Below are 24240 nucleotides of genomic sequence, written 5' to 3'. Positions count from 1 at the left end.
CCATGAGCGTCTGTATGGAGACCACCAGCGTGCCGCGCTGGGACGAGGAGCGGACCGTGGCCGACGGCGGCAGGACGGTCACCGTCCTGTCGTTCGGCGACGCCGCCACCGACCACGCTCGCCGCCTGGTGACCTCCTTCGAAGGCCGGCGAGTGAGCTGGCTACGGGCGCCCGCCACCTGGGGCGACGCGGCCGCGGAGGTGCTGCAGCGTCAGCTCTCCGCGGCCCGCGTCGGCTGGCGGCTCGTGCTGGTGGGCGACGAGGCCGCCGTCCTCGCCGCCCGGGCCGTGGCCGTCGCCGCGGGGGCGCTCGACGACGAGATTTTGCCCGAGGTGCTGACCACGGACACGCGCACGGTGTACTGCGCCCACTGCCGACACACCCACGACGCCACCGCCGCGATCGGGCAGGCCAGCACGTGCCCCGCGTGTTCGGCGGAACTCGTCGTGTACCACCACGTTTCGCGCCACCACGGCGCATATCTCGGCTACCAGCTCGACGCGGAGGAAAGCTGATGACCCTCGTATCCGATGCCGGAGCGGCCGTCCGGCGCAGCGACGCGACCCTCGCCCTCACCGTCGCCGAGGTGGCCACCGTCGCCACCGGAGTGCGGCACGTGCGGTTCGTCGACCCCACCGGTGCGCCGCTGCCGTCGTTCACCCCGGGCAGCCACGTCGTGCTCTCCTGCGGCGCCCACGACGACGGCCGGCCCCGCCGCAACTCCTACTCCCTGACCGGTCCGGAGCTCGAACCGCAGAGCTACTCGATCTCCGTGCGGCTCGACGAGACCGGCCGGGGCGGCTCCCGCTGGATCCACGCCCTCGAGGTCGGGGACGTCGTGGAGGTCAGCAGGCCCCGAAGTGCCTTCGCGCCGATCCTCACCGCGCGTCACCACATGCTCGTGGCCGGCGGTATCGGCGTCACACCCATCCTCTCGCACGCCCGCGCCGCCGCTCAGTGGGGCCGCTCCTTCGAGGTCCACTACACCTTCCGCGAGGGCGACGGCCCGCACCTCGGCGAGTTGCGCGAACTGTGCGGCGACCGCCTGCACACCTACCACACCCCCGAGGAGTTCTGGGCCGCACTCGGCCCGGCCCTGCTCGATCAACCGCTCGGCACCCACCTGTACGTGTGCGGGCCCTCCGGTCTCATCGACGAACTCACCCGTCGCGCCCGCGGCGCGGGCTGGCCGGATGCCCGCATCCACTACGAGCACTTCGGTGTCGGCGACCTCGAGCCCGGAACCCCGTTCACCGCGCATCTGCGCCGCACAGGGGTCGACATCGCCGTGAACTCCGGCGTGAGCCTGCTCGAAGCGCTCGAGGCGCGCGGGGTACCGGTGCCCAACCTGTGCCGGCAGGGGGTGTGCGGCGAGTGCCGGATCCCGGTGGCGGACGGCGCGATCGAGCACCGCGACCTGTACCTGACCGACGCGGAGAAGCACGCCGGCGACTGCATGATGCCGTGCGTCTCCCGCGCCGGCGGCGAGCGATTGGAGCTGGACCTGTGACTGCCGCAACCGAATTCGAGGTGCTCCCGGAACGCGTCGCGCGGTTCCCGTTCCCCTTCCCGCGGGACACCTACCGGTACAGCACCAACGTCGAGCCGGCCGGGACCCGCGCGGACACGGCGGCCGGCGGCTGGGGCGAGCACCCGGTCGACATGGACGGCTTCCTTCTCGACGAACTCGCCGAACGACGGCGCGTGCTCGACGCCGACCCGAGCCGCTTCCAGGCGCTCGGGCACATGGAGGTCGCGCAGTGGGACGCGATGCTCACCCTCATGAAGATGCTGGCCGAGGCATACCCGCAGACGTTCGCGCTCGACCGTGACGGCACCGTCCGGCGGTGGAGCAACCGCGCCCTCGACCTCGAGCAGACGTTCGTCTACGGGCAGTCCGCCACCCTGCCCGAGCCGCCGCTGCTGTACATCGGCCGGCAGATCCAGGAGGACGTCGTGCTGCTCGATCAGCGCGACGGCGCCCTGTGGGGTGACGCGGGCCTGGTGACGTTCGCCGCGGACTGGTCGCTGCGCTTCGACGTCGGGATGAGCTTCCTGCAGATCCACGGTCCCGTGCCCCGCATCCACACCGAAGGGGTGATCACCCGCGCCCAGTCCTTCCTCATGGGACTGCACGCCGGGCAACGGTATCGGCGCACCAACTGGACCCTCACCGTGGACCGCCGGCTCGACACGGCCACCGAGACGTATCCCGAATGGGGACGCGATCGGCGCCTGCTCGCCGAGGGCCCACTCGACGACGTCGGCCGTCGCCTGCACCTGCGGGTCGAGGTGCAGCACCTGATCCGGCTCGGCGCGTCCGGCGCGATCATGTTCCTCATCCGCACCTACCTGCTGCCCTTCGAGGAGATCGCGCTGGTGCCGGAATGGGCCGACCGGCTCTACCGGGTGCTCGAGGAACTGCCCGAGGACATGGCCGACTACAAGGGCATCACGCGCACCCGCGAACCCGGTCTGAAGTGGTTGCGCGAGTTCGGAGGTGTGCGGCCGTGAAGAACTCGGGATTCGTCACCGGTGCGGTGCCCCCGATCGATCCGGGCGGGCGCATCCACCTGCTGTTCAGCCTCGGCGACTGCGCCGACGCGCGGGCCGCGGTGACGGCCTGGGCGGCGCAGGCACTCGCCCTCGGCCGCGTCGCGACCACGGTGCCGAACGCGAGCGCGGACGAGGTGTCGCGGCTCGTGCGTGAGGCCCGCGCCGGTGCCCGCGTGCTGATCGCCGGCCCGCGGCGTGAGGCGATGGCCGCGACGGCTGCGGCGCGTACCGCCGGCGTGCTGCCGTGCGAGATGACCACCTACGTCACCGCCGCCGACGGAGTGTCGCTGTTCTGCCCGCACTGCGCCACCACCCAGTCCGTCGACGCCGCTCCCGGGGCGGTCGTCGCCTGCGGTTCGTGCGGCCTGGACCTCGAGATCCGTCCTCATCTGTCGGGACATCACGGCACCTACCTCGGCGCCGTGGCCTGACCCGCCATCCGGAAAGGAACCTTCGTGACCACCTCCGTCGCCAGCGACCTGTCCTGCCTGCCGTGGCCTTTCCCCGAGGGCGACAGGACGTTCCGTTACGCCGTGAACGTCGAACCGGCGCCGCGCCGCACCGAGACCGCCGCCGGGGCCTGGGGCGAGCACATCGTCGACCTGGGCAAGAGCCACGACGAGTACGTCGAGATGATGCGGTTGCGTCGCTCGATCGTCGAGGCCGACCCCGGGCGCGTGCAGATGCTGCCGCACATGACGCCGGCGTGCTGGGACCTGATGCTCTACTACATGCGCGACATGGCGGCCTCGTTTCCCGACGTCATGCATCTCGACGTCGAGAACGGCGGATACCGCTGGCGCAACGACCTTCTCGGAATCGATCAATGGTTCGTGCCGGGGGATTCGGGCACCCTGCCGGAGCATCCGCTGGTGTTCATCGGGTGTCAGCTGCCCGACGACGTGCTGCTGGTGACCGAGCGCGACGGGCACCTGTGGTTCGACGCGGCGCTGGTCACGTCGTCCGCCGACTGGTCCGTCAAGTTCGACATCGGCATGAGCCTGCACGAGATCCACCGGCCCGTTCCCGGCCTGACCCCGAACGGGGTGACCGACCGCGCCGAGCAGTTCATGCGGCGCCTCACCACCGAGCGGCCGTACCGGCGGGTGAACTGGACCTTCTCCGCGGTCGGTTCGCGGCGCCGGGACACCAGCCTCGAGACGATGCCCGAGTGGATGGACGACATGCCGCGGCTGATCGCCGAACGCGACTGGGGCCGCATCCAGTTGCGCATCGAACTCGAGCACCTGATCCGCCTGCCGATGACGGGGGCGCTGGTGTTCAACATCCGCACCTACATGGCACCGCTCGAGGAGATCGCGCAGGTCCCGGCGTGGGCCGAGCAACTCGCCGACATCGTCGAGGAACTGCCCGCCGAGATCGCCGCGTACAAGGGCATCGACTCCTACCGCATGCCGGCGATGGCCTGGCTGCGCGAGCGGACGCGCGCCCGGGCCGCGTAGTGGCGCACCGGATTCACCGGCGGCCGGTACGGTGACGGAGGGAGGGTCTCCGGCGAGGGGAGAAGCGAGCGTGCGAGCGTGGAGCGGACCGGTCGACGGCGGCATCGCCGTCCTGGGTGCGGGCCTGAGCGGACTGTCGCTGGCGGCCCATCTCGCCGCCGTCTCGGCGCGACCCGGCCCGGTGGTGCTCGTCGACGACGGCGCCCGCGACATCCGTGACGCCGGCTGGGCGTTCTGGTCCCGCCGGTCCGGGCTGCTCGACGCGGCCGTCTCCGCGCGGTTCGCCCGGATCCGGGTCCATGCGGGCGGACGGGCCCGCACGCTCGGCCTCGGCCGGTACCGGTACGGCGTCGTCCGCGGAGCCGACCTGGCGTCGGTGGTCGGCGAGGTTACGGACCGAGTCGACGACATCGGGCTCCGCACCGGCCGGGTGACGCAGGTGCACGACGGGGCCCGCCCGCGTGTCGCCCTGTCCGACGGCACGGAGCTGCACCCCGAGTGGGTCTTCGACGGCCGGGGCCCCGACGCCGACGACCGGGGGACGAGCCCCGATGCGTGGCTGGACTTCCGCGGGTGGCGGATCCGCACCGAAGCTCCCCTGTTCGATCCCGACGTCCCCACCCTGTTCGACTTCCGCACCGATCAGCGCCGGGCGGCGTCCTTCGTGTACGTGCTGCCCACCGATACCCGGCACGCCCTCGTCGAGCACACGAGTTTCGCGCACCCCGACGGCGGGCCCGTCGGCACCGCCGCTCACGACGAGGCGCTCCGGGAGTACCTGGCGGCCGTGCTCGGCGCGGACGAGGACACCTACATCGTGGAGGCGGACGAGTCCGCACGGCTTCCGTTGGCGTCGCGGCCGCCCGCGCGGCGCAGCGGCAACATCGTGCGCATCGGCGCCGCGGGCGGAATGCTCAAGGGCAGCAGCGGATATGCGTACCAGCGGATCCAGTGCGACAGTGCGGCGATCGCGCAGTCGCTCGCCCGGCACGGGCATCCCTTCGACGTGCAGCCTGCTCCGTCCCGGTTCGCCCGGTACGACCAGGGGCTGCTGCGGGCCGTCGTCGAGCGGCCCGCGGTGCTCGAGCGCGCCTTCGCGGGGCTGTTCGACCGGTCCTCCGCGGAGCCGATCCTGCGGTTCCTCGACGAGGAGTCGACGTGGCGCGACGAGGCGGCGCTGTTCGCGTCGCTGCCCGCAGCCCCGCTGCTCAGGGCGATGGCCGGCCGCTGACCGTCCCCGGGTGGTACCGCGCGACCGGCCGCGGGCGACCCGGTCGGGCCCGGCTCGTTCGATCGGCGAGGTACCGCGCTTCGCCCTAGGGTTGGGCGCGTGTCGGACTCGGTGGGCGCAGCGCTGCTGGCGATCGCCGCGGCCTTGTGCATCGCGGTGGGTACGGTCGTGCGTCAACGCACGGCAGCCGGTGTGCCGGACGACGCCGTGGGCACGCTGGGCCCGATCACCGCTCTCGTCCGCAACCCCGTGTGGTGGCTGGGCACCGTCGCCGGCGTCGGGGGATACGCCTTCCAGGCCGCGGCGCTCGGCCGGGGCTCTCTGCTGCTCGTGCAGCCGCTGCTGGTGCTGTCACTCCTGTTCGCGCTGCCACTGGGTGCCCGCCTCGCCGATCGCAGCGTCGGCCGGAGTGAGTGGCTGTGGGCGGCGGCGCTCACGGGGTCGGTCGCCGTGCTCGTGGTGCTGGGGAATCCCCGGCCGGGACTCGCCCGGGCCGAGCCGCTGCACTGGGTGCTCACCTGTCTCGTCGGTGCCCCGCTGGTGGCGGCCGGTCTGATCGCCGCCCGGCGGGTGCGCGGCGCGCGCAAGGCGCTGCTGCTCGGCGCCGTGGGCGGCGCCCTGTTCGGGGTCTCGGCCGTACTGACCAAGGGAGTGGTCGACATCGCGTCCCGCGGTGTGCTGCCGCTCGCCACCGCTCCCGAACTGTGGGCGCTCCTGCTCCTCGCCGCGGGGGCGGTGACGGTTCAGCAGGCGGCGTTCCAGGCCGGTGATCTGCGGGCGTCGTTGCCCGCCACCACCGTCCTGGAACCGGTCGTGGCGTCGCTGCTCGGTTTCGTGGTCCTGGGGGAATACCTCGACGCGGACCGCGCCATGAGTGTGGTTCTGGTCACCGCGGCGGCGGTGATGGTGGCCGCGACGGTCGCCCTCGCGCGGGGCGACGCGGCCGCGTCGTCCCCCGACCAGGCGGTATGTCCTCCGGGGGAATAGCCCGGCCGGCGGCGCCGCCTACGGTCTCGCGAACCTTCGACAAATCTCGCTCTTTGTTGGCATGAATTTCGGTGGCGCGGGGTACTCCCCGGTCCATGAGATCGACGAACCGAGAATCGGCCCTTCGGGGCGGTCCCGGCGCGTGGATCGAAGTGAGCGAAAGGTCGCAGACTTTCGTCCGGTCCGCTCGCACTGCGTGCGAGCCTGCTGTCAAGGAGAGCCCCGTGCCATTGTCACCTCACCCGCTCCGGCCGACCGTCGATGTCTGGAACTGGCAGATGCAGGGCTTGTGCCGCGGCGTCGACTCGTCGGTGTTCTTCTCGCCCGACGGCGAACGGGGCCGCGCGCGGTACCAGCGAGAGTCGAAGGCCAAGGAGATGTGCCATCGGTGCCCGGTCATCGAGCAGTGCCGCGAGCACGCGCTCACCATGGGCGAACCCTACGGAGTGTGGGGCGGGATGTCGGTCTCCGAGCGGGAGAAGTACGTGCAGTCCCGGAGACGGAAGATCGCGAGCTGAGCCGGATTTCGCCCGGCACCGACCCCCGGTCGGTGCCGGGTTCACGTCTCCGGATCCCCTGACGGCTCCGGGATGTCGCCGCCGCCGGGGTCGGCCCGGCCGTGGAGTCCGACCAGGCTGAGCACGTGGTGGGCGGTGCTGCCGGGTGGCGCCACCAACGTGACGGTGGAGTGCTGCTTGGCCGCGCGGTCGCGGGCCGTCGAGAGCAAGGAGACCCCGGCGGAGCCGAGGTTGGTGACCTCGCTCAGATCGACTGTCACCGACAGCGTTCCGCTGTGGGATACGGCGTCGAGGCACCCCTTGAGGATGGGCGCGGTGTCGATGTCGATGTCCCCCCGCACCGCGAGACGACCGGGTTCGGTTTCGGCGACGGCGAATTCGGGCGAGACCTCGGGACGGCCGACGATCGCGCCTTCCGTGAACTCGGTGACGACGCGGGCGCTGCGGGTGAGCCGGAACGTGACCGTCGCGGTCGTGCCCGTGTCGTCGCTGTCGACGACGAGGTCGTCGGCGAAGATCCGGACCATCGTGAGCCCGCGGCCGCGGCTGGTCGGTAACCGATGTGGCTCCGGGGTTTTCGCGGGGGTCTTCCAGCGGCCCCGGTCCCGCACGCGGACCCGGAGGCAGCCGTCGCCGTCGAGCGTCCCGTCGATGTCGACCGGGGCATGCCCGGCGTCGCCGCCGGAATAGGCGTGCTCGACGACGTTGGACACGAGTTCGGAGACCGCGTGCTCGACGGCCACAGTTCCGGCATGGTCGGCACCGATGCGCACGAGCCATCGCCGCAACGACGTCCGTGCCGACCTCGGTGCCTCCCGGTCGGCGTGGAGCCGAAGCTGCAGGGGATCCGGCATGGCCGTGCGCTGAGCGGCCACGATGGTCACGTCGTCGCTGTATCCGGTTTCCCGGAGCAGGAATTCGAGGATCTCCGCGCACACCCGATCCACCGTCCGGGCGCGCGTGTCCGGGATCGGGAACGACCGGCCGGCCACGCTCAGGGCCGCCCGCTCCGCGAGTTCGGCGGTGCTCGCCGGCGGGGGCCGGCCGGGGCGCTCGATCAGTCCGTCGGTGTAGAGCAGCACGACGTCGCCGGCGGCGAGGGCGTCGGTGGCGACGGGGAACGTCGAGCCGGTACCGATCGGCGTTCCGCCCGAGGGTGGGAGGTATCGGACCGCCCCGGCCGGGCTCGCCACCAGCGGCGGGGGATGCCCGCTCGTGCAGTAGCGGACCCGGCCGGTGGCGGTGTCGAGGACGACGACACAGACCGTCGCGGTGCGGGCGCCGGGGACGTGCGCCGAGAAGGCGTCGAGGGTGGACAGGGCGGCGGCGACGTCCGCGCCCGCGAGGATCTGCTGGCGCAGCACCGCGCGGAGCTGCCCCATCACGGCGGCGGCCTCGACGCCGTGCCCGACGACGTCCCCGGTGATGAGCACGAGTTCGCCGTTCGCAAGGGCCAACGCGTCGAACCAGTCGCCGCCGGCGGCCGTGTCCTCGGCGGCGACCAGGTAGGCGGCCGCCACCTCGGCCCCCGGCACGACCGGGACGGACGGCGCCAGCAACGCCTGCTGCATCACCGTCACCGCGTCGCGGGCCTGCTCGTACTTCTCCGACATCAGCTGGGCCCGTGCCTCGGCGCCGCGCCGGGCCAGGACACTGTCGGTCACGTCGGAGGCGAAGAAGAGCAGCCCGGCGACGCCGCGGTCGGGGTCGCGACGGGGGGCGATGGTGAAGTCGAAGTAGCGCTCCCGGACCACGCCGCTACCGTCGGTATCGATCTGCAGGCGCCACTCCTTGGCGGTCTCGGCGACGCCGGTCGCCGCCACCCGGTCGAGCAGCTCGAAGAACTGCTGGCCCTCGAGTTCCGGTACGACCTCGCGCACCGGCCGGCCGAGGAGGTCGTCGCGCCCCAGCAGCGCCCGGTAGGCGGCGTTGGTCGCGACGTACACGTGATCGGGTCCCTGCCACGCGCCGAGGGCGAACGGCAGTGCTTCGAACACGCGGAGAACCGTGTCCGGCTCTCCCGTGGCCGAGAACAGGTCCTCGCCTTCCGGCATGCCGTGTACCTTCTCCGGTTTCCGCGGTGAAGCGTCACCTTCAGTTCTATACCCCTCCGGGGCTTCGGTACAGCGGCGTGCCGGCCGGCCCGGTTCGTCAGCGCATCTCTCCGGCCCCGACGTACGGATTGAGGCTGGCGAGCGGTTTGCCCTCGGCGAAACGGGAGTAGCGGAAGTCGGCGCCGTCGACGGCGGCGTCGCTGCTGATGCCGTCGAGCAGGAGGTCGGCGGCGAGGCGGCCCACGGCCGGGGAGATCTTGTAGCCGTGGCCGCTGAAGCCCACGAGCAGGAACAGCCCCGGGGCGGGGGACGGCCCGATGACCGGGTTGTAGTCGGGGGTGGTGTCGTAGCACCCCGCGTACGACGAGGCGAGCCGCGGATCGGGCATGGCCGGCAGCAGCCGGTCCAGCTTCGCGATGGCGGTTTCCACGAACGGGTCGTCGGCGCGATTGACGTAGTCGTCCGGGTCGGCCCACTCCGGGGTGGAGTGGTCGCTGTTGCCCACCAGCAGGTCCCCGTTGGGCTCGCGCCGGATGTACTGCAGGTTCACCAGGTCGGAGAAGGTGGGGATGTCCGGGGTGGGTTCGCCCTGGTCGACCAGCAGGAGTTGTTCCCGCTGGGCCCGGATCGGGATGTCCACCCCGGCGGTCGCGCCGAGCGCCGGCGACCACACGCCGGTCGCGAGCACGACGGTGCCCGCGTGGATCTCGGAGCCGTCCGCGAGCCGCACACCGTAGACCTCGCCGCCGTCGCGCTGCAGGAGCGAGGTGACGGTGGTGCTCTGACGCACTCGCACGCCGAGGGCACGGGCGCGGGTGCCGTAGGCCATTCCGGTCATGTAGGCGTCGCCGTGGCCGCCGAGTGGTTCGTACGCGAAGGCCGCGAAGGGATCGAGGGCGATTCCGGGCAGCAGTCGGCGGACCTCGTCGGCGTCGATCGTCTCGACGGGCACACCGAGGGAGCGGTGCATCTCGACGTTGGCGGCGAGCGGGGCGGTGTTGTCGGGCCCGACGCCGACGACGTATCCGGTCTGCCGGAAGCCGATGTCGGTGCCGAAGATCTGCTCGGCCTCGGAGAAGACCTGCACGCCGTGCCAGGCCATCGCCGCCAGCGACGGAACGCCGTAGTGGCAGCGGACGATGCCGCTCGACTTGCCGGTCATGCCGGAACACAGAGTTCCGCGTTCCAGGACGAGAACGTCGGTTTCGCCGCGCTCGGCGAGGCACCAGGCCGCAGCCAGGCCCTCGAGTCCGCCGCCGACGATGACGATGTTCGCGGTTTCGGTCATCGTGCTTCCTCACAACTCGCAACAGGGGGTGGTTTCGTGTTGAGAAACAGTGTTGCACGAAATGAAACAGTTGTGTCCGCCCCCGTGTGACAACGACGTAAAACCTGCTGGGCGGCAACGTTCCATCGTTGACGCCGGTAGCCTCGTCCGCATGACCCCCGCCGTCCGCCCGGTCACCAGACGGGACATACCGGTCTTCGCCCGCACCCTCGCCGATGCGTTCTTCGACGATCCGGTGATGATGTGGATGTGGCCCGACGACGAGCGCCGGCGCCGAGGTCTGCCACGCATGTTCGCCGCGGAGGCGCGCCACCACCTGCTGGCGCACGGCGGACTCGAGATCGCCGAGGGTCCGGACGGTGCCACCGGGGGTGCGACCATGTGGGCGCCACCGGGCCGATGGAAGGTCACCGGCTGGCGGTCGGTCCTGGTCACCGCGGGAATGATTCACGCGCTCGGCGGCCGCGCCCGCGTCGGCGCCGAGGTCAACGGCGCGCTCGAGGATGCGCATCCGGCCGAGCCGCACTGGTACCTCTCCGCCATCGGGACCGGAAACGCCACGCGTGGAGGGGGATTCGGGAAGGCGCTGTTGCGGTCCCGGCTGGACCGCTGTGACGCCGAAGGCGTGCCCGCCTATCTCGAATCGAGCAAGGAGAAGAACATCTCCTACTACGAGCGGTTCGGCTTCCGGGTCACCGGCGAGATCGCCGTCCCGAACGGCGGCCCCACCCTGTGGAAGATGTGGCGCGCGCCCGTGACGCGGTGACTCGGCGCGCGTCCCGCCGAGCTGTTGATATGCAAGCAATCGCTTGCATATACTCGTCGCTCGTGGGAGATCTCTCGACGGTCACCGCCGGGCCCAACGGCGCGCGCAGCGCCCTGGGCCGGTTCGGGACTTCCGGATGAGCACGCCGGCCGAGAGTCCGAACGCCGTGGACGGTCACGGCCGCAAGACCGGCGAGTGGGCGGAGCCCGACCCGCACGGCGGGGTGATGATGGGCAACTACGTCGACGGTGAGCGCCACGGCACGTGGCGGCACTACTTCGCCGGCGGGGCGTTGCGTTCCGAGGGCGGTTACGACCGCGGCGTCCTGCACGGCCCCTGGACCTGGTACCGCGCCACCGGCGGCCTGCTGCAGCGCGGCGGGTTCGCCCGCGGTGAGAAGCACGGCCACTGGGAGCGCTGGACCACGGCGGGAACGCTCGTCGACAGCGGAAACTGGGAGCACGGCAGGAAGACCGGCGAGTGGACCTACTACGACACCGACGGGAGCATCAGGAAAACGACCACCCACCGGCCGAGGCTGCCGCGCGGGTGACCGAACGAGGGGGAGTGCGGTGACATCGACCTTCGACCGGGATCGAGCCCTGCTGATACGGCTGTGGCGCTCGTGGGCCGAACGGGCACGGGAATTGAGCGACGAGCAGTGGACGGCCCCGACCCGGCTGCCGGGCTGGACCGTTCGGGACCTCTACGTCCACGTCACACCGGACGCCCTGATCGCGCTGCTCGCCGACCCCGCGTCCGACGGCACGGCGAAGGTCACCAGCGCCGCGGAGATGCTCCGCGTCTTCAACGCCGACCCGGTCGCCGCCGAACCGATGCACCGACGGATCGCCGAGATGGTTCGCCGCGCCGCCACCGACGTCGGCCGGGGGACGCTCGTCGAGCGATTCGCCGTCGAACTGCCGCAGGCGTTCGATCGCCTGACCGGCCTCGGCCGTGAGACCGTCGTCCCACATCCTCTGCTGGGCTCGGTGACGCTCGGCGCGCTCCTCGACCTGGCCATCCTCGAAACGACCGTTCACCTGCTCGACGTCGTCGACGCGGTCGGCGGACCGCCGCCCGAACCGGAGGCACTCGAACGCACCCGCAACGTGCTCGCCGCCGTCCCGGATGCGCGGGCCTTCATCGAGGCGGCATCGGGCCGGTCGGGCGCGCGGATACTGCCGGTGATGCGATGAGGCAACCGCGCATGTGACGCGGCACGGCTCCCGCGATCTCGTCCGCGTGCTCGGACTGCAGAGCAGCAACGTCAGCGCGACGGTGCGCAGCCTGGTCCAGCTGGGACTGGTGGCCCGCACGTCCAACCCCCGCGACGGACGGTCCCACCCCCTGCACCGGACGCCCCCGCCCCTGGCGGAACGCAACGGCCACCTGATCCGCCGGATGTGGATCACCGGTGTGGCGCGCCTGCTGTCCGAGATGGAGCCGGACGACGCGGCCGCCCTCGTCGCCGTCGCCCCGCTGCTCGAGCGCCTGGCCGCGCTGTCCGCAGACCACCCGCTGGCGGGTTGACCGCTCGTTCCCGCGCGGCGCGCCGGCGGCGTATCCCGACCGGGCCGTGTCGGCTCCCCGGTGACGCCTCCGGCGAGCACTACCCTCGGGCACCATGACCGCATTCGACGACCTCGACGACTATCTCGCGCTCCCTCGCGTCACCGCGCTCGCGCTGTCGCCGGACGGGACCCGCGTCGTGATCGCCCAGTCCACCCTGGACGAGGAGGGGACCGGGTACGTCGGGGCGCTGTGGGAGGTCGACCCGCAGGGGCATGCGCCCGCCCGGCGGCTCACATGGGGTGCGAAGGGCGAGTCGAATCCCGTCTTCACCGCCGCCGGCGACCTGCTGTTCACCGCCGCCCGGGCCGACGGGACGGACGGCGACGACGCCCCCGCCGCGCTGTGGCGGCTGCCCGCCGCCGGCGGCGAAGCACAGCGCGTGGTCTCCCGCAAGGGTGGGGTGCGCGGCGTGTGGGCGGCCGAGGCGGCGGACCGGATCGTGGTGACGGCGGACGTACTCGGCCGCACCGACGGCGACGACGAGCGGATCCGGGACGCCCGCAAGAAGCGCAAGGTCTCCGCCGTGCTGCACACCGGATACCCGGTGCGCCACTGGGATCACGACCTCGGACCGGCCGAACCGCACCTGCTCGCCCTCGCGGACGGCCCACACGCGCCCCTGTCGGACCTGACCCCCGGGCCCGGAGGCGCCCTGCGTGAGGCGTCCCTCGACCTCGCCGCCGACGGCAGCTTCGTCGTCACCACCTGGTCGGTGCCCGGGCCGCTCGCGTCCCGCCGCACCACCCTGGTGCGCATCGACACCGACACCGGACTGCGCACCGTCCTCGTCGACGACGAGGCCGCCGACGTGTTCGCCCCCGCGATCGCGCCGGACGGCACCCGGGTGGCGTTCCTGCACGAGACGCACTCCGACCCCGAGACGGCGCCGCGAATCACTCTGCGGCTGTTCGACCTTCGATCGGGTGAGACGACCCAGCTGGTGCCCGGGTGGGACCGGTGGCCGACGTCGGTCGTCTGGCGGCCCGACTCCGGGGCCCTGCTCGTGACCGCCGACGAACACGGCCGCGCCCCGATCTTCCAGGTGGCGCTGTGGGCCGACGTCCCCACGCCGTTGACCACCGACGCCGCCGCCTACACCGACCTGCGCGTCGCGCCCGACGGAACGTGCGTCTACGCCCTGCGCGCCGCCTACGACACACCGCCGCACCCGGTGCGGATCGCGCTCGACGCCCCCGGCACCGTCACCGCGCTGCGCGCCCCCGCGGAGCAGCCCGAACTGCCCGGCCGCCTCACGGAGATCACGACCGCGGCCGCCGACGGCACCCCGCTGCGGGCCTGGCTGGCCCTGCCGGCCACCGCCGATCCCGACGCGCCCGCGCCACTGCTGCTGTGGATCCACGGCGGCCCGCTCGGCTCCTGGAACACCTGGTCGTGGCGGTGGAACCCGTGGCTGCTCGTCGCCCGCGGCCACGCCGTGCTGCTCCCGGACCCCGCGCTGTCCTCCGGTTACGGGCAGGACTTCGTCCAACGCGGGTGGGGCCGCTGGGGCAAGGAGCCCTACACCGATCTGATGGCCCTGACCGATGCGGCGATCGAACTACCCGAGATCGACGCCGAGCGCACCGCCGCGATGGGGGGATCCTTCGGCGGCTACATGGCCAACTGGATCGCCGGGCACACCGACCGATTCCACGCGATCGTCACCCACGCGAGCCTGTGGGCCCTGGACCAGTTCGGGCCCACCACGGACTCGGCCTGGTACTGGGCCCGGGAGATGACTCCCGAGATGGCGGTGGAGAACTCGCCGCACCTGTACGTCGCCGACATCGTCACCCCCATGCTGGTGATCCACGGCGACAAGGACTATCGCGTGCCGATCGGGGAGGGACTGCGGCTGTGGTACGAGCTGCTGTCCGAGTCGGGGGTACCCGCCGCCGCCGACGGCTCCACCGTGCACCGCTTCCTCTACTTTCCCGACGAGAACCACTGGGTGCTCAGCCCCCAGCACGCGAAGATCTGGTACGAGGTGGTCGAGGCGTTCCTCTCGGAGCACGTGCTCGCGCGCCCCCGGGAACTGCCCGAGGTGCTCGGCTGACGCGGATCGCGCCGGTGCGCGGCTGACGACGCGGATCGCGCCGGTGCGCGGCTGACGACGCGGATCGCACCGGTGCGCGGCTCGGGATTCGAGCAGCATCTCCGCCGGGGGGCGACGCTCACCCGCCCAGCATCCGCACCCGCTCCAGCACCGGGGCGAAGGCCTCGAGATACGGCCCGTGGACGGTGTAGTAGGTGAAGCCGTAGCGGTCGCGGTTGCGCAGGACCTGATCGGCCATCCGTTCCACCGTGCCGATCAGTGCGAACGGCGTGTCCAGCAGCTCCTCGACGCTCATCATCGGACCGTAGCGCTCGAGCAGTGCCCGCGCCGCGCCCTCTCGGTCGTCGGTCACCACGACCGCCTGGACCAGCACCTGCCACTCGAGGCGGTCCGCGCGGGCGCCGGCGCGCTCACGGGCGAACCGCACGCGCTCGTCGGCCTCGGTGGCCGTCGCGATGCGCAGCACCCCGGGCGCCTGCCCCGGCACCTGCACGGCACCGGCCACCCCCACGATGTCGGCGCGCTCGGCCGCCAGCTGCAGCACCCGGTCCCCGGTGCCGCCGATCAGCAGCGGGGGACCGGTGCCGCCGAACCCGCGCCGCTGGACCGGCTGCAGCGGTGCCAGGCCCATGCCGGCGCGCAGCTCGGCGTGTTGCGGGTACCCACCCTCCGCGAAGCGGCGCCCCAGACCGTCGATCAGGGCCTCGAGCCGATCGACGCGGCGGCCGATCGGCTCCCAGCCGATGCCGGCCTCGTCGAATTCCCACTTCATGTGCCCGGCGCCGAGGCCGAGCTCGAGCCGGCCGCCGGTGAGGACGTCGGTGGTCGCGACGTCGCGGGCCAGCAGCTCCGAATTCCAGAACGGGGCGTTGAGGACGAGCGTGCCCACCCGCAGCCGCTCGGTCGCCTGCGCCGCGGCGACGAGCGTGGGAAACGGCGCGGCGACCCCCAGGTGGTCCGCGGCGAACAGCGTGTCGTACCCGAGGGCCTCGATGCGGCGGCACCGGCCGGCGAACGCGCCGGCCGACTCCAGGGCGAAGACGTTCGTGGCGAAGCGGAACTCGTTCACATCTGTCACGGTGCCGTACCCGTGATCCGCAGTCCAGCAGGCCCGCTCCGGGTCCGTGGGGCGTGTGCAGGCGGTTTGCCTCCGCTGACTACGATTGCGGGGTGACCAGTGCGCCAGAGAACCACCAGAACCCCGCCGACGCCCTCCCCAAGAGCTGGGACCCCAGCACCGTAGAGGACGAGCTGTACCAGGGCTGGGTGGACGCCGGTTACTTCGTCGCCGATCCGTCCAGCGACAAGCCCGGCTACTCGATCGTGCTGCCGCCGCCGAACGTCACCGGCAGCCTGCACATGGGCCACGCCCTCGACCACACCCTGATGGACGCGCTGTCGCGCCGCAAACGCATGCAGGGCTACGAGGTGCTCTGGCTGCCCGGCATGGACCACGCCGGCATCGCCACCCAGACCGTCGTCGAGAAGCAGCTCGCGGTGGACGGGAAGGCCAAGGAGGACTTCGGCCGCGAACTGTTCGTCGACAAGGTCTGGGACTGGAAGCGCGAGTCGGGCGGCACCATCCAGGGCCAGATGCGCCGCATCGGCGACGGCGTCGACTGGTCCCGCGACCGGTTCACCATGGACGAGGGCCTCTCGCGGGCCGTGCAGACGATGTTCAAGCGGCTCTACGACGACGGGCTGATCTACCGGGCCGAGCGACTGGTGAACTGGTCGCCCGTGCTGCAGACCGCGATCTCCGACATCGAGGTCAAGTTCGAGGAGGTCGAGGGCGAACTCGTGTCGCTGCGCTACGGCTCCCTCAACGACGACGAGCCGCACGTGATCGTCGCCACCACCCGGGTGGAGACGATGCTGGGCGACACGGCCGTCGCGGTGCACCCGGACGACGAGCGCTACAAGCACCTGGTCGGCACCACCCTCGAGCACCCCCTCACCGGCCGGCGGATCCCCGTGATCGCCGACGAGTACGTCGACCCCGAATTCGGCACCGGCGCCGTGAAGATCACGCCCGCGCACGACCCCAACGACTTCGAGATGGGCCTGCGGCACAACCTGCCGATGCCCACCATCATGGACAAGGCCGGCAAGATCGCCGACACCGGAACGCAATTCGACGGCATGGACCGGTTCGAGGCGCGGGTCAAGGTGCGCGAGGCGCTGGCCGAGCAGGGGCGGGTCGTCGCCGAGAAGCGTCCCTACCTGCACAGCGTCGGTCACTCCGAGCGCAGCGGCGAGACCATCGAGCCCCGGCTGTCGATGCAGTGGTGGGTCAAGGTCGATGCGCTCGCCGAGGCGGCGGGCGACGCGGTCCGCAACGGCCACACCGTGATTCACCCGGCCAGCCAGGAACCGCGCTGGTTCGCCTGGGTCGACAACATGCACGACTGGTGCATCTCGCGGCAGTTGTGGTGGGGGCACCGCATCCCGATCTGGTACGGCCCCGACGGCGAGGTCGAGTGCTTCGGTCCGGACCAGACCGCCCCCGAGGGGTGGGAGCAGGACCCCGACGTGCTCGACACCTGGTTCTCCTCGGGCCTGTGGCCGTTCTCCACGATGGGCTGGCCCGACACGACGCCGGAGCTCGAAAAGTTCTATCCCACAAGCGTGCTCGTCACCGGTTACGACATCCTGTTCTTCTGGGTGGCCCGGATGATGATGTTCGGCCTGTACGTCGCGAACGACGAGGCGATCACCGCCGGCGGGAAGTCCGGCGTCCAGGTGCCGTTCAAGGACCTGTTCCTGCACGGCCTCGTGCGCGACCAGTACGGCAAGAAGATGTCCAAGTCGCGCGGCAACGGCATCGATCCGCTGGACTGGGTGGAGCGGTACGGCGCCGACGCACTGCGCTTCACCCTGGCCCGCGGCGCCAACCCCGGGAGCGACCTCGCCGTGGGCGAGGACCACGCGCAGTCCTCCCGCAACTTCGCCAACAAGCTGTTCAACGCGACCAAGTTCGCCCTGATGAACGGCGCCGTCGTCACCGAGCTGCCGGCGCGCGCTGCGCTCACCGACGCGGACCGGTGGATCCTCGACCGGCTCGAGCAGGTCCGCGCCGAGGTCGACGAGGCGTTCGAACGGTTCGAGTTCTCCAAGGCGTGCGAGGCGCTCTACCACTTCGCGTGGGACGAGGTGTGTGACTGGTACCTCGAGCTCGCCAAGGTGCAGCTCGCCGACGGCAGCGAGTACGCGGAGGGGACCAAGGCGGTCCTCGGCAACGTCCTCGACCAGCTGCTGCGCCTGCTGCACCCGGTGATCCCGTTCGTCACCGAAACCCTCTGGAAGGTGCTCACCGGCGGCGAGTCCGTGGTCGTCGCGTCGTGGCCGGGCACCAGCGGGGTCGCGGCCGACGCCGACTCCGCGCGCCGCGTCGAGGATCTGCAGAAGCTCGTCACCGAGGTCCGCCGCTTCCGCAGCGACCAGGGCCTCAAGCCGTCGCAGAAGGTCGCCGCGCGGCTCACCGAGATCGACGCCGCCGACCTGGCCGCCCAGGTGCCGGCCGTGCGGTCGCTGGCGCGACTGACCGAGCCGGCGGACGGGTTCTCCGCCACCGCCTCCATCGAGGTGCGCCTGTCCCGCGCCACCGTCACCGTCGAGCTGGACACCTCCGGCACCGTCGACGTGGCGGCCGAGCGTGCCCGGCTGGGCAAGGACCTCGCGGTCGCCGAGAAGGAGCTCGCGGGCACGTCCGCCAAGCTCGGCAACGAGGCGTTCCTCGCCAAGGCGCCCGCGGCGGTCGTCGAGAAGATCACCGCCCGCAAGCAGATCGCGGAGGAGGAGATCGCCCGGATCACCTCCCGACTCCAGGAGCTGGGGTCGGCGTGAGCGAGGACCGGTCCGCGGCGACGCCGGCGCAGCCTTCGCCGGTCGACCTGGCCGAGCTGACCCTCGTCGAGGCCGAACTCGACAAGCGCTGGCCCGAAACGAAGATCGAGCCGTCTCTCACCCGGATCGCGGCGCTGATGGATCTGCTCGGATCCCCGCAGCGCAGCTATCCGGCCATCCAGATCGCCGGCACCAACGGCAAGACGTCGGTGAGCCGGATGATCGACGCCCTGCTGACCCGGTTGCACCGGCGGACCGGCCGCACCACGAGCCCGCACCTGCAGCTGGCCACCGAGCGGATCAGCATCGACGGGGCGCCGGTCTCGCCGCGCACCTACGTCGACATCTATCGCGAACTCGAGCCGTACGTCGCGATGATCGACGCCCAGTCGCAGGCTGCGGGCGGCCCGGCGATGAGCAAGTTCGAGGTGACCACGGCGATGGCCTTCGCCGCGTTCGCCGAGGCTCCCGTCGACGTCGCCGTCGTCGAGGTGGGGCTCGGTGGCACCTGGGACGCCACCAACGTCGTGGACGCGCAGGTCGCGGTGATCACCCCGATCGGGCTCGACCACACCGAGTACCTCGGTCCCGACCTCCCGACGATCGCGGGGGAGAAGGCCGGGATCATCAAGAAGGCTGCCGACGACGGGCTGGTTCCCCGCGACACCGTCGCCGTCCTGGCCCAGCAGGAGCCCGAGGTGATGGAGGTGCTGCTGCGACGGGCCGTCGAGGCGGATGCCGCCGTGGCGCGCGAGGGCTCCGAGTTCAAGGTCCTGGCCCGGCGCATCGCCGTGGGGGGTCAGCAGCTCGAGCTGCAGGGCCTGGGCGGGGTGTACACCGACATCTTCCTGCCGCTGCACGGCGAGCACCAGGCCCGCAACGCCTCGCTCGCGCTCGCCGCCGTGGAGGCGTTCTTCGGCGCCGGCGCCGACCGGCAGCTCGACGGCGACGCGGTGCGCGCGGCGTTCGCGTCGGTGCTCAACCCGGGCCGGCTCGAACGGGTGCGCAGCGCCCCGACGGTCTTCCTCGACGCCGCCCACAACCCCCACGGGGCGAAGGCGCTCGCCGCGGCCCTGGCCGACGAGTTCGACTTCCGCAAGCTGGTCGGAGTGGTGTCGGTGATGGCCGACAAGGATGTGCCCGGCCTGCTCGACGCGCTCGAGCCGGTGTTCGACGAGATCGTCGTCACCCACAACGGTTCGCCGCGGGCCATGGACGTCGACGAGCTCGCCGACCTGGCCGTGGCCCGGTTCGGCGACGAACGCGTGGTGGTCGCGCAGACACTGCCCGACGCCCTCGAGACGGCCATCGCCATCGCCGAGGAGGTCGCCGAGCCGGGTGAGGCAGTATCGGGGGCGGGCGTCGTGGTCACCGGTTCGGTGGTGACCGCCGGCGCCGCCCGCACTCTCTTCGGAAAGGACCCCGCGTGAGCGAGGCAGCTGACAACCCCGGCGAATCGCCGGATCGGGACTCCGCCGTCCGGCCCCCGGCGAAGGACCCGTGGAAGGGACTGCGCGGCGTCATGGCCGGCACGCTCGTCCTCGAGGCCATCGTGGTCCTGCTCGTGCTGCCGGTCGTCGCGGTCATCGGTGGGGGGCTGACGTGGTTCTCGGGCGGCTACATCGTGCTCCTCGCCGTCGCGATGATCGCGGGCGCCGGGCTGCAGGGCCGGCCGTGGGCGCTCTGGTACAACCTCGCGCTGCAGGTGCTGACCCTGCTGGGCTTCGTGGTGGACCTGTCGCTCGGCATCGTCGGCGTGCTCTTCAGCGTGGTCTGGGGCTACATCCTGTACCTGCGCAAGGACATGAAGGACCGCGAGGCGCGGGGTCTGCTGCCGGGGCAGCGGGGCTGACCACTACGCTGTGCGCGTGACTGAGCGGACCCTGGTACTGATCAAGCCCGACGGCGTGGCCCGTCGTCATGTCGGAGAGATCCTCTCGCGCATCGAGCGCAAGGGACTCGACATCGTGGCACTCGAGCTGCGCACCGCCACCGAGGAGGTGGCCGCCGCCCACTACGCCGAGCACGAGGGCAAACCCTTCTACCCCGGCCTGATCGAGTTCATCACCTCGCGCCCGCTGGTCGCGGCCGTGCTCGAGGGCCCCCGGGCCATCGCCGCGTTCCGTCAGCTCGCGGGCGGCACCGATCCGGTGGAGAAGGCCGTTCCCGGCTCCATCCGCGGTGATCTCGGGCTCGACGCCGGGGAGAACCTGGTGCACGGCTCCGACTCGGTGGAGTCCGCCGAGCGCGAGATCGCCCTCTGGTTCCCCGCCCTCGCCGGGTCCTGATCCGTATCGACTGCCCCGCCACGGCGCCCTCCGGGGCGCCGTTGGCGTATCCACGGACCTCTGTGTGGGATACTGAGGTAGGTCGCCCCGCTTCGAGTGTTGCGGAACGACCGAACGACATCACGGATCGATGCCCGACATCGCTGTGACCGGGGACGCAGGAGACACCTCGCTCGGTTGCACGCTGGATGCACCGGCGCTCGATCCGCGATCCAGCCAGGCACCGCTCGGCCGTGCAGTGAAAACGGGCACCGGACGACCGCGCGATGCGAGACCGCACATCTCGCGCCTCCCGGTGCGAGCACACACAGACAGCGCCCTCGCGTGGCCGCGTCACATCGCTCGAGACGAGGATGGACGCGCCCGGGGGCCCGAGGAGACCTACGTGGCCGAACAAGCGCCGCCGAACGACAATTCCAACGAAGAGGGCACCGTGGTGCTGCCGCCGAAGATGCGCGTGCACGCCCTTGCCAAACTGCTCGGCCTGACCAGCAAACAGGTCATGGCCAAGGCCGCCGACCTCGGCACCGAGCTGCGCAGTGCCCACTCGAGCCTGCAGCGCGACCTCGCCGAACAGATCCGCGCCGCGCTCGGCGCACCGGCCGAGGCCGAACCGGTGCCCACCGCGGAAGCCGCACCGGAACCGGTGGGTGAGGCGCCCGAGGTGCCCGCCGGAGAGGCCGCCGTCGCGGTGCCCGCCGAGGTCCCCGTGGAGGAGCCGGCGGCCGCGGTCCAGGACACTACCGCTCAGGAACCCGCCGCGGAGTCCGTCGAGGCACCCGCGGCCCCGGCCCTGTTCACCGGCGTGGAGCAGGAGACCCCGGTGTTCGCCGCGCCGGAACCGAGCACCGCCGAGCCCGTCGTCAGCGCACCGCTGTTCCTGCAGCCGGAGGTCACCACTCCCGTCGAGGCCCCGCCCCGTCGACGCCGTTCCCGGCGAGCGGCCGAGGCACCCGAGCCCGCCGTCGCCGAGGAGGTCACCGAGGAGACCGCCGCGGTGGAGGAACCGGCCGAGGAGACCGCCGAGGAGGAGGAGCCGCGTCGGCGCCGTCGTGGCCGCCGTGGCCGTGGCCGTGGCCGCGGCGAACAGCCCGAGACGCAGGACGAGACCACCGCCGAGGAGGGGACAGCTGCGGCGGAGGCCGAGGAAGCGGAGGCCGAGGAGCCGACGGAGGCCGAGGAGCCGACGACGGAGGAAGCCGCGACCGCCGGGCCGGAGGCCGGGGAGGCCGAAGGCGGGGAGGCCGAGCAGGCCGAGGCCGAGCAGGCCGAGGCCGAGGAGGAGTCCGCGGAAGGTCCCTCGCGCCGTCGTCGCCGTCGTCGTCGCCGCAAGGGCAGCGCGGACGGCGCCGAGACCGTCGCCGAGGACGACTCGGTCCCCACCGTCGTCCACGAGCGCGAGCCGCGGCCCAAGGCCCGCGCCGCCAAGGACGAGGTGCAGGGCATCACCGGTTCCACCCGGCTCGAGGCCAAGCGCCAGCGCCGCCGCGACGGCCGGGACGCGGGCCGCCGTCGGCCCCCGATCCTCACCGAGTCGGAGTTCCTCGCCCGTCGCGAGTCCGTCGACCGCGTCATGGTGGTGCGGGAGAAGACCGGTGACGGTGCGCACCCCGGGAACATCACGCAGGTCGCGGTCCTCGAGGACGGCGTCCTGGTCGAGCACTTCGTGACCAGCGCCGGATCCGGTTCGATGGTCGGCAACATCTTCCTCGGCCGTGTCCAGAACGTGCTTCCCTCGATGGAGGCGGCGTTCATCGACATCGGCAGGGGCCGCAACGGCGTCCTCTACGCCGGCGAGGTCAACTGGGAGGCCGCCGGGCTCGGCGGCAACTCCCGCAAGATCGAGCAGGCCCTCAAGCCGGGTGACCGGGTGCTCGTGCAGGTCAGCAAGGACCCGGTCGGGCACAAGGGCGCCCGCCTGACCACGCAGATCAGCCTCGCCGGCCGATTCCTGGTGTACGTGCCGGGCGGCTCGTCCACCGGCATCAGCCGCAAGCTGCCCGACACCGAGCGCAAGCGGCTCAAGGAGATCCTGCGCGAGATCGTCCCGGCCGAGGCCGGCGTGATCATCCGCACCGCGGCGGAGGGCGTGAGCGAAGACGAGCTCGCCCGCGACGTGCAGCGCCTGCAGACGCAGTGGGCTTCCATCGAGGAGCAGGCCGCCAAGCTCGAGTCCGACGGCTCGGGGCAGCCGAAGACCCTCTACGAAGAGCCCGACCTGCTGGTCAAGGTGATTCGCGACCTGTTCAACGAGGACTTCTCCAAACTCGTCATCGAGGGCGAGAACGCCTGGACCACCGTCGAGAGCTACATCCGCACCGTCGCACCGGACATGGTGCCCCGCGTGGAGCGGCACGATCCCGACTCGGGTGGACGCGACGTGTTCGCCGCCCACCGCATCGACGAGCAGCTCGCCAAGGCGCTCGACCGCAAGGTGTGGCTGCCGTCCGGTGGCACGCTCGTCATCGATCGCACCGAGGCGATGACCGTCGTCGACGTCAACACCGGCAAGTTCACCGGGGCCGGCGGCAATCTCGAAGAGACCGTCACCCGCAACAATCTCGAGGCGGCCGAGGAGATCGTGCGGCAGATGCGGCTGCGCGACATCGGCGGCATGATCGTCGTCGACTTCATCGACATGGTGCTCGAGTCGAACCGCGACCTGGTGCTGCGACGCCTCACCGAGGCGCTCGGCCGGGACCGCACCCGCCACCAGGTCTCCGAGGTGACCTCGCTGGGGCTCGTGCAGATGACGCGCAAGCGGCTCGGCACGGGTCTGGTGGAGGCGTTCTCCACCACGTGCGAGCACTGCCACGGCCGCGGCATCGTCGTGCACAGCGAACCCGTCGAGGCCGGCGCGGCCGAGGACGGTGGGCGGCCCGCCCGTGCCGAGAGCGGCTCCCGGCGCCGCCGGGGCCGTGACCGCGGCGCCCAGCCGGAGGCGGCGACGACCGAGACGGCCGCGCCCGCGCCGGTACCCGAGGTGGCGACAGTGGACGCGACCGTCAAGCGTGCCCACCCGGTGGCCCTGGCGATGGCTGCGCACCACGGGAACCACGACGAGAACCCGGCGGAATCCGGCGCCGAGCAGGCGCAGGCAGCGCCGGCCGCGCCGGCCCAGCCGGCCGAAACACGCGAGGCCCAGCCGGCCGAAACACGCGAGGCTGAGCCGGCCGAATCACGCAAGGCTGGGCCCGCCGACACGCGCGAGGCGCGGCCGGCCGAAGCACCGGAGGCCGAAAAGCAGGCAGCGGAGCCGGCGGCCCGTCGCCGTCGCCGGGTCTCACGGGCCGCCGCGGCCCCGACGGGCGACGGCACCGGCGCCGGCACCGTCTTCGTGGTGCCCACACCGGCCCCCGCACCGGAGCCTGCGGCGGTGGCCGCCGCGCCGGTCCCGGACGGGGAGAACGCCGAGCCGGTGGTCGTTCGACGGCCGCGTCGTCGCCGGGCCGCGGGCCGGCCCGCCGGCCCGCCGGTCGAAGCACAGGCATGAGGTCCGACCGGGCCCGACACCGCGCGGGCCCGGTTTGACCCTGGCAGTCACCTTCCCGTAATCTTGGTCAGTCGCTACTCGGCGATACGGCCCTGCTGCGCCCGATGCGGGAAGGTGGC

21 protein-coding genes are annotated in these 24240 nt (G+C 72.0%); 18 read left to right on the top strand and 3 right to left on the bottom strand.

Annotated features, from left to right (window positions below; translation table 11 throughout):
* Positions 1-2: 2 nt before the first annotated feature.
* From JYA75_RS20825 to JYA75_RS20790, 8 genes are all read left to right on the top strand, one after another.
* Positions 3-515, top strand: a complete 513-nt coding sequence (locus JYA75_RS20825) for a 50S ribosomal protein L32 (protein WP_231771672.1) — start codon at positions 3-5, stop codon at positions 513-515.
* A complete protein-coding gene (locus JYA75_RS20820; RefSeq protein ID WP_029543120.1) occupies positions 515-1510 on the top strand; it encodes a PDR/VanB family oxidoreductase in 996 nt (331 codons plus the stop codon). The genes JYA75_RS20825 and JYA75_RS20820 overlap by 1 nt, the downstream gene beginning before the upstream one ends.
* Positions 1507-2514 carry a DUF3445 domain-containing protein gene (locus JYA75_RS20815; RefSeq protein WP_065922668.1) on the top strand — a complete coding sequence of 336 codons (1008 nt, stop codon included), beginning with the start codon at positions 1507-1509 and terminating at the stop codon, positions 2512-2514. The genes JYA75_RS20820 and JYA75_RS20815 overlap by 4 nt, the downstream gene beginning before the upstream one ends.
* Positions 2511-2987 carry a dimethylamine monooxygenase subunit DmmA family protein gene (locus tag JYA75_RS20810; protein WP_006937269.1) on the top strand — a complete coding sequence of 159 codons (477 nt, stop codon included), beginning with the start codon at positions 2511-2513 and terminating at the stop codon, positions 2985-2987. The genes JYA75_RS20815 and JYA75_RS20810 overlap by 4 nt, the downstream gene beginning before the upstream one ends.
* A 24-nt stretch (positions 2988-3011) precedes the next feature.
* Positions 3012-4019, top strand: coding sequence for a DUF3445 domain-containing protein (locus tag JYA75_RS20805; protein WP_050035069.1), 1008 nt, complete (start codon positions 3012-3014; stop codon positions 4017-4019).
* 70 nt (positions 4020-4089) lie between these two features.
* A complete protein-coding gene (locus tag JYA75_RS20800; RefSeq protein WP_050035070.1) occupies positions 4090-5250 on the top strand; it encodes a lycopene cyclase family protein in 1161 nt (386 codons plus the stop codon).
* A 99-nt stretch (positions 5251-5349) separates the two neighbouring features.
* Positions 5350-6237: a DMT family transporter gene (locus JYA75_RS20795; RefSeq protein WP_029543126.1), complete on the top strand. Its 888-nt coding sequence runs from the start codon at positions 5350-5352 to the stop codon at positions 6235-6237.
* A gap of 278 nt (positions 6238-6515) precedes the next feature.
* The gene (locus tag JYA75_RS20790; RefSeq protein WP_044476011.1) at positions 6516-6755 is read left to right on the top strand and encodes a WhiB family transcriptional regulator; all 240 of its coding nucleotides are present in this window, start codon (positions 6516-6518) and stop codon (positions 6753-6755) included.
* A gap of 41 nt (positions 6756-6796) precedes the next feature.
* Here JYA75_RS20790 and JYA75_RS20785 read toward each other — a convergent pair whose 3' ends face one another.
* Both JYA75_RS20785 and JYA75_RS20780 read right to left on the bottom strand, forming a co-directional pair.
* Positions 6797-8809 carry a SpoIIE family protein phosphatase gene (locus JYA75_RS20785; protein WP_029543130.1) on the bottom strand — a complete coding sequence of 671 codons (2013 nt, stop codon included), beginning with the start codon at positions 8807-8809 and terminating at the stop codon, positions 6797-6799.
* A 97-nt stretch (positions 8810-8906) separates the two neighbouring features.
* Positions 8907-10097, bottom strand: coding sequence for an FAD-binding oxidoreductase (locus JYA75_RS20780; RefSeq protein ID WP_006937253.1), 1191 nt, complete (start codon positions 10095-10097; stop codon positions 8907-8909).
* A gap of 151 nt (positions 10098-10248) precedes the next feature.
* Between JYA75_RS20780 and JYA75_RS20775 the strand changes: the two genes are divergently transcribed.
* The 5 genes from JYA75_RS20775 (at position 10249) to JYA75_RS20755 (ending at position 14494) form a co-directional block, all read left to right on the top strand.
* A complete protein-coding gene (locus tag JYA75_RS20775; RefSeq protein ID WP_044476010.1) occupies positions 10249-10863 on the top strand; it encodes a GNAT family N-acetyltransferase in 615 nt (204 codons plus the stop codon).
* A 136-nt stretch (positions 10864-10999) separates the two neighbouring features.
* Complete coding sequence (locus JYA75_RS20770; RefSeq protein WP_050035071.1) at positions 11000-11416, top strand: hypothetical protein; 417 nt, start codon at positions 11000-11002, stop codon at positions 11414-11416.
* Between the two features lie 19 nt (positions 11417-11435).
* The gene (locus JYA75_RS20765) at positions 11436-12062 is read left to right on the top strand and encodes a maleylpyruvate isomerase family mycothiol-dependent enzyme (RefSeq protein ID WP_006937247.1); all 627 of its coding nucleotides are present in this window, start codon (positions 11436-11438) and stop codon (positions 12060-12062) included.
* Between the two features lie 13 nt (positions 12063-12075).
* Positions 12076-12396 carry a helix-turn-helix domain-containing protein gene (locus tag JYA75_RS20760; protein ID WP_029543137.1) on the top strand — a complete coding sequence of 107 codons (321 nt, stop codon included), beginning with the start codon at positions 12076-12078 and terminating at the stop codon, positions 12394-12396.
* Positions 12397-12490: 94 nt separating this feature from the next.
* Entirely contained in the window at positions 12491-14494 is a 2004-nt protein-coding gene (locus tag JYA75_RS20755) for a S9 family peptidase (protein ID WP_185712694.1), read from the top strand.
* A 118-nt stretch (positions 14495-14612) separates the two neighbouring features.
* On the opposite strand, the gene JYA75_RS20750 is transcribed toward JYA75_RS20755, so the two are convergent.
* Positions 14613-15563 (bottom strand): TIGR03621 family F420-dependent LLM class oxidoreductase, encoded by a 951-nt coding sequence (locus JYA75_RS20750; protein WP_065922663.1) that lies wholly within the window; start codon positions 15561-15563, stop codon positions 14613-14615.
* A gap of 101 nt (positions 15564-15664) precedes the next feature.
* Here JYA75_RS20750 and JYA75_RS20745 point away from each other — a divergent pair, with 101 nt between their 5' ends.
* The 5 genes from JYA75_RS20745 (at position 15665) to JYA75_RS20725 (ending at position 24121) form a co-directional block, all read left to right on the top strand.
* Positions 15665-18340: a valine--tRNA ligase gene (locus tag JYA75_RS20745; protein ID WP_006937240.1), complete on the top strand. Its 2676-nt coding sequence runs from the start codon at positions 15665-15667 to the stop codon at positions 18338-18340.
* The gene (locus JYA75_RS20740) at positions 18337-19770 is read left to right on the top strand and encodes a folylpolyglutamate synthase/dihydrofolate synthase family protein (RefSeq protein WP_185712695.1); all 1434 of its coding nucleotides are present in this window, start codon (positions 18337-18339) and stop codon (positions 19768-19770) included. Before JYA75_RS20745 ends, JYA75_RS20740 begins: the two co-directional genes overlap by 4 nt.
* Positions 19767-20192 carry a DUF4233 domain-containing protein gene (locus tag JYA75_RS20735; protein WP_006937236.1) on the top strand — a complete coding sequence of 142 codons (426 nt, stop codon included), beginning with the start codon at positions 19767-19769 and terminating at the stop codon, positions 20190-20192. Before JYA75_RS20740 ends, JYA75_RS20735 begins: the two co-directional genes overlap by 4 nt.
* 16 nt (positions 20193-20208) lie before the next feature.
* A complete protein-coding gene (gene ndk, locus JYA75_RS20730; RefSeq protein ID WP_006937234.1) occupies positions 20209-20628 on the top strand; it encodes a nucleoside-diphosphate kinase in 420 nt (139 codons plus the stop codon).
* Positions 20629-21013: 385 nt separating this feature from the next.
* Positions 21014-24121: a translation initiation factor IF-2 N-terminal domain-containing protein gene (locus JYA75_RS20725; protein WP_072635051.1), complete on the top strand. Its 3108-nt coding sequence runs from the start codon at positions 21014-21016 to the stop codon at positions 24119-24121.
* Positions 24122-24240: the final 119 nt, after the last annotated feature.

This window comes from Rhodococcus sp. PSBB066, assembly GCF_017068255.1.
GTDB lineage: Bacteria > Actinomycetota > Actinomycetes > Mycobacteriales > Mycobacteriaceae > Rhodococcus > Rhodococcus aetherivorans.
The sequence above is the reverse complement of the archived record's forward strand: the minus strand, read 5'-3'. Positions and strand labels throughout refer to the sequence as shown.

Coding starts and splice junctions, on each gene's coding strand:
- JYA75_RS20825 (WP_231771672.1), top strand. CDS start 3: ATGAGCGTCTGTATGGAGACCACCAGCGTGCCGCGCTGGGACGAGGAG.
- JYA75_RS20820 (WP_029543120.1), top strand. CDS start 515: ATGACCCTCGTATCCGATGCCGGAGCGGCCGTCCGGCGCAGCGACGCG.
- JYA75_RS20790 (WP_044476011.1), top strand. CDS start 6,516: ATGCAGGGCTTGTGCCGCGGCGTCGACTCGTCGGTGTTCTTCTCGCCC.
- JYA75_RS20785 (WP_029543130.1), bottom strand. CDS start 8,809: ATGCCGGAAGGCGAGGACCTGTTCTCGGCCACGGGAGAGCCGGACACG.
- JYA75_RS20780 (WP_006937253.1), bottom strand. CDS start 10,097: ATGACCGAAACCGCGAACATCGTCATCGTCGGCGGCGGACTCGAGGGC.
- JYA75_RS20775 (WP_044476010.1), top strand. CDS start 10,249: ATGACCCCCGCCGTCCGCCCGGTCACCAGACGGGACATACCGGTCTTC.
- JYA75_RS20770 (WP_050035071.1), top strand. CDS start 11,000: ATGAGCACGCCGGCCGAGAGTCCGAACGCCGTGGACGGTCACGGCCGC.
- JYA75_RS20755 (WP_185712694.1), top strand. CDS start 12,491: ATGACCGCATTCGACGACCTCGACGACTATCTCGCGCTCCCTCGCGTC.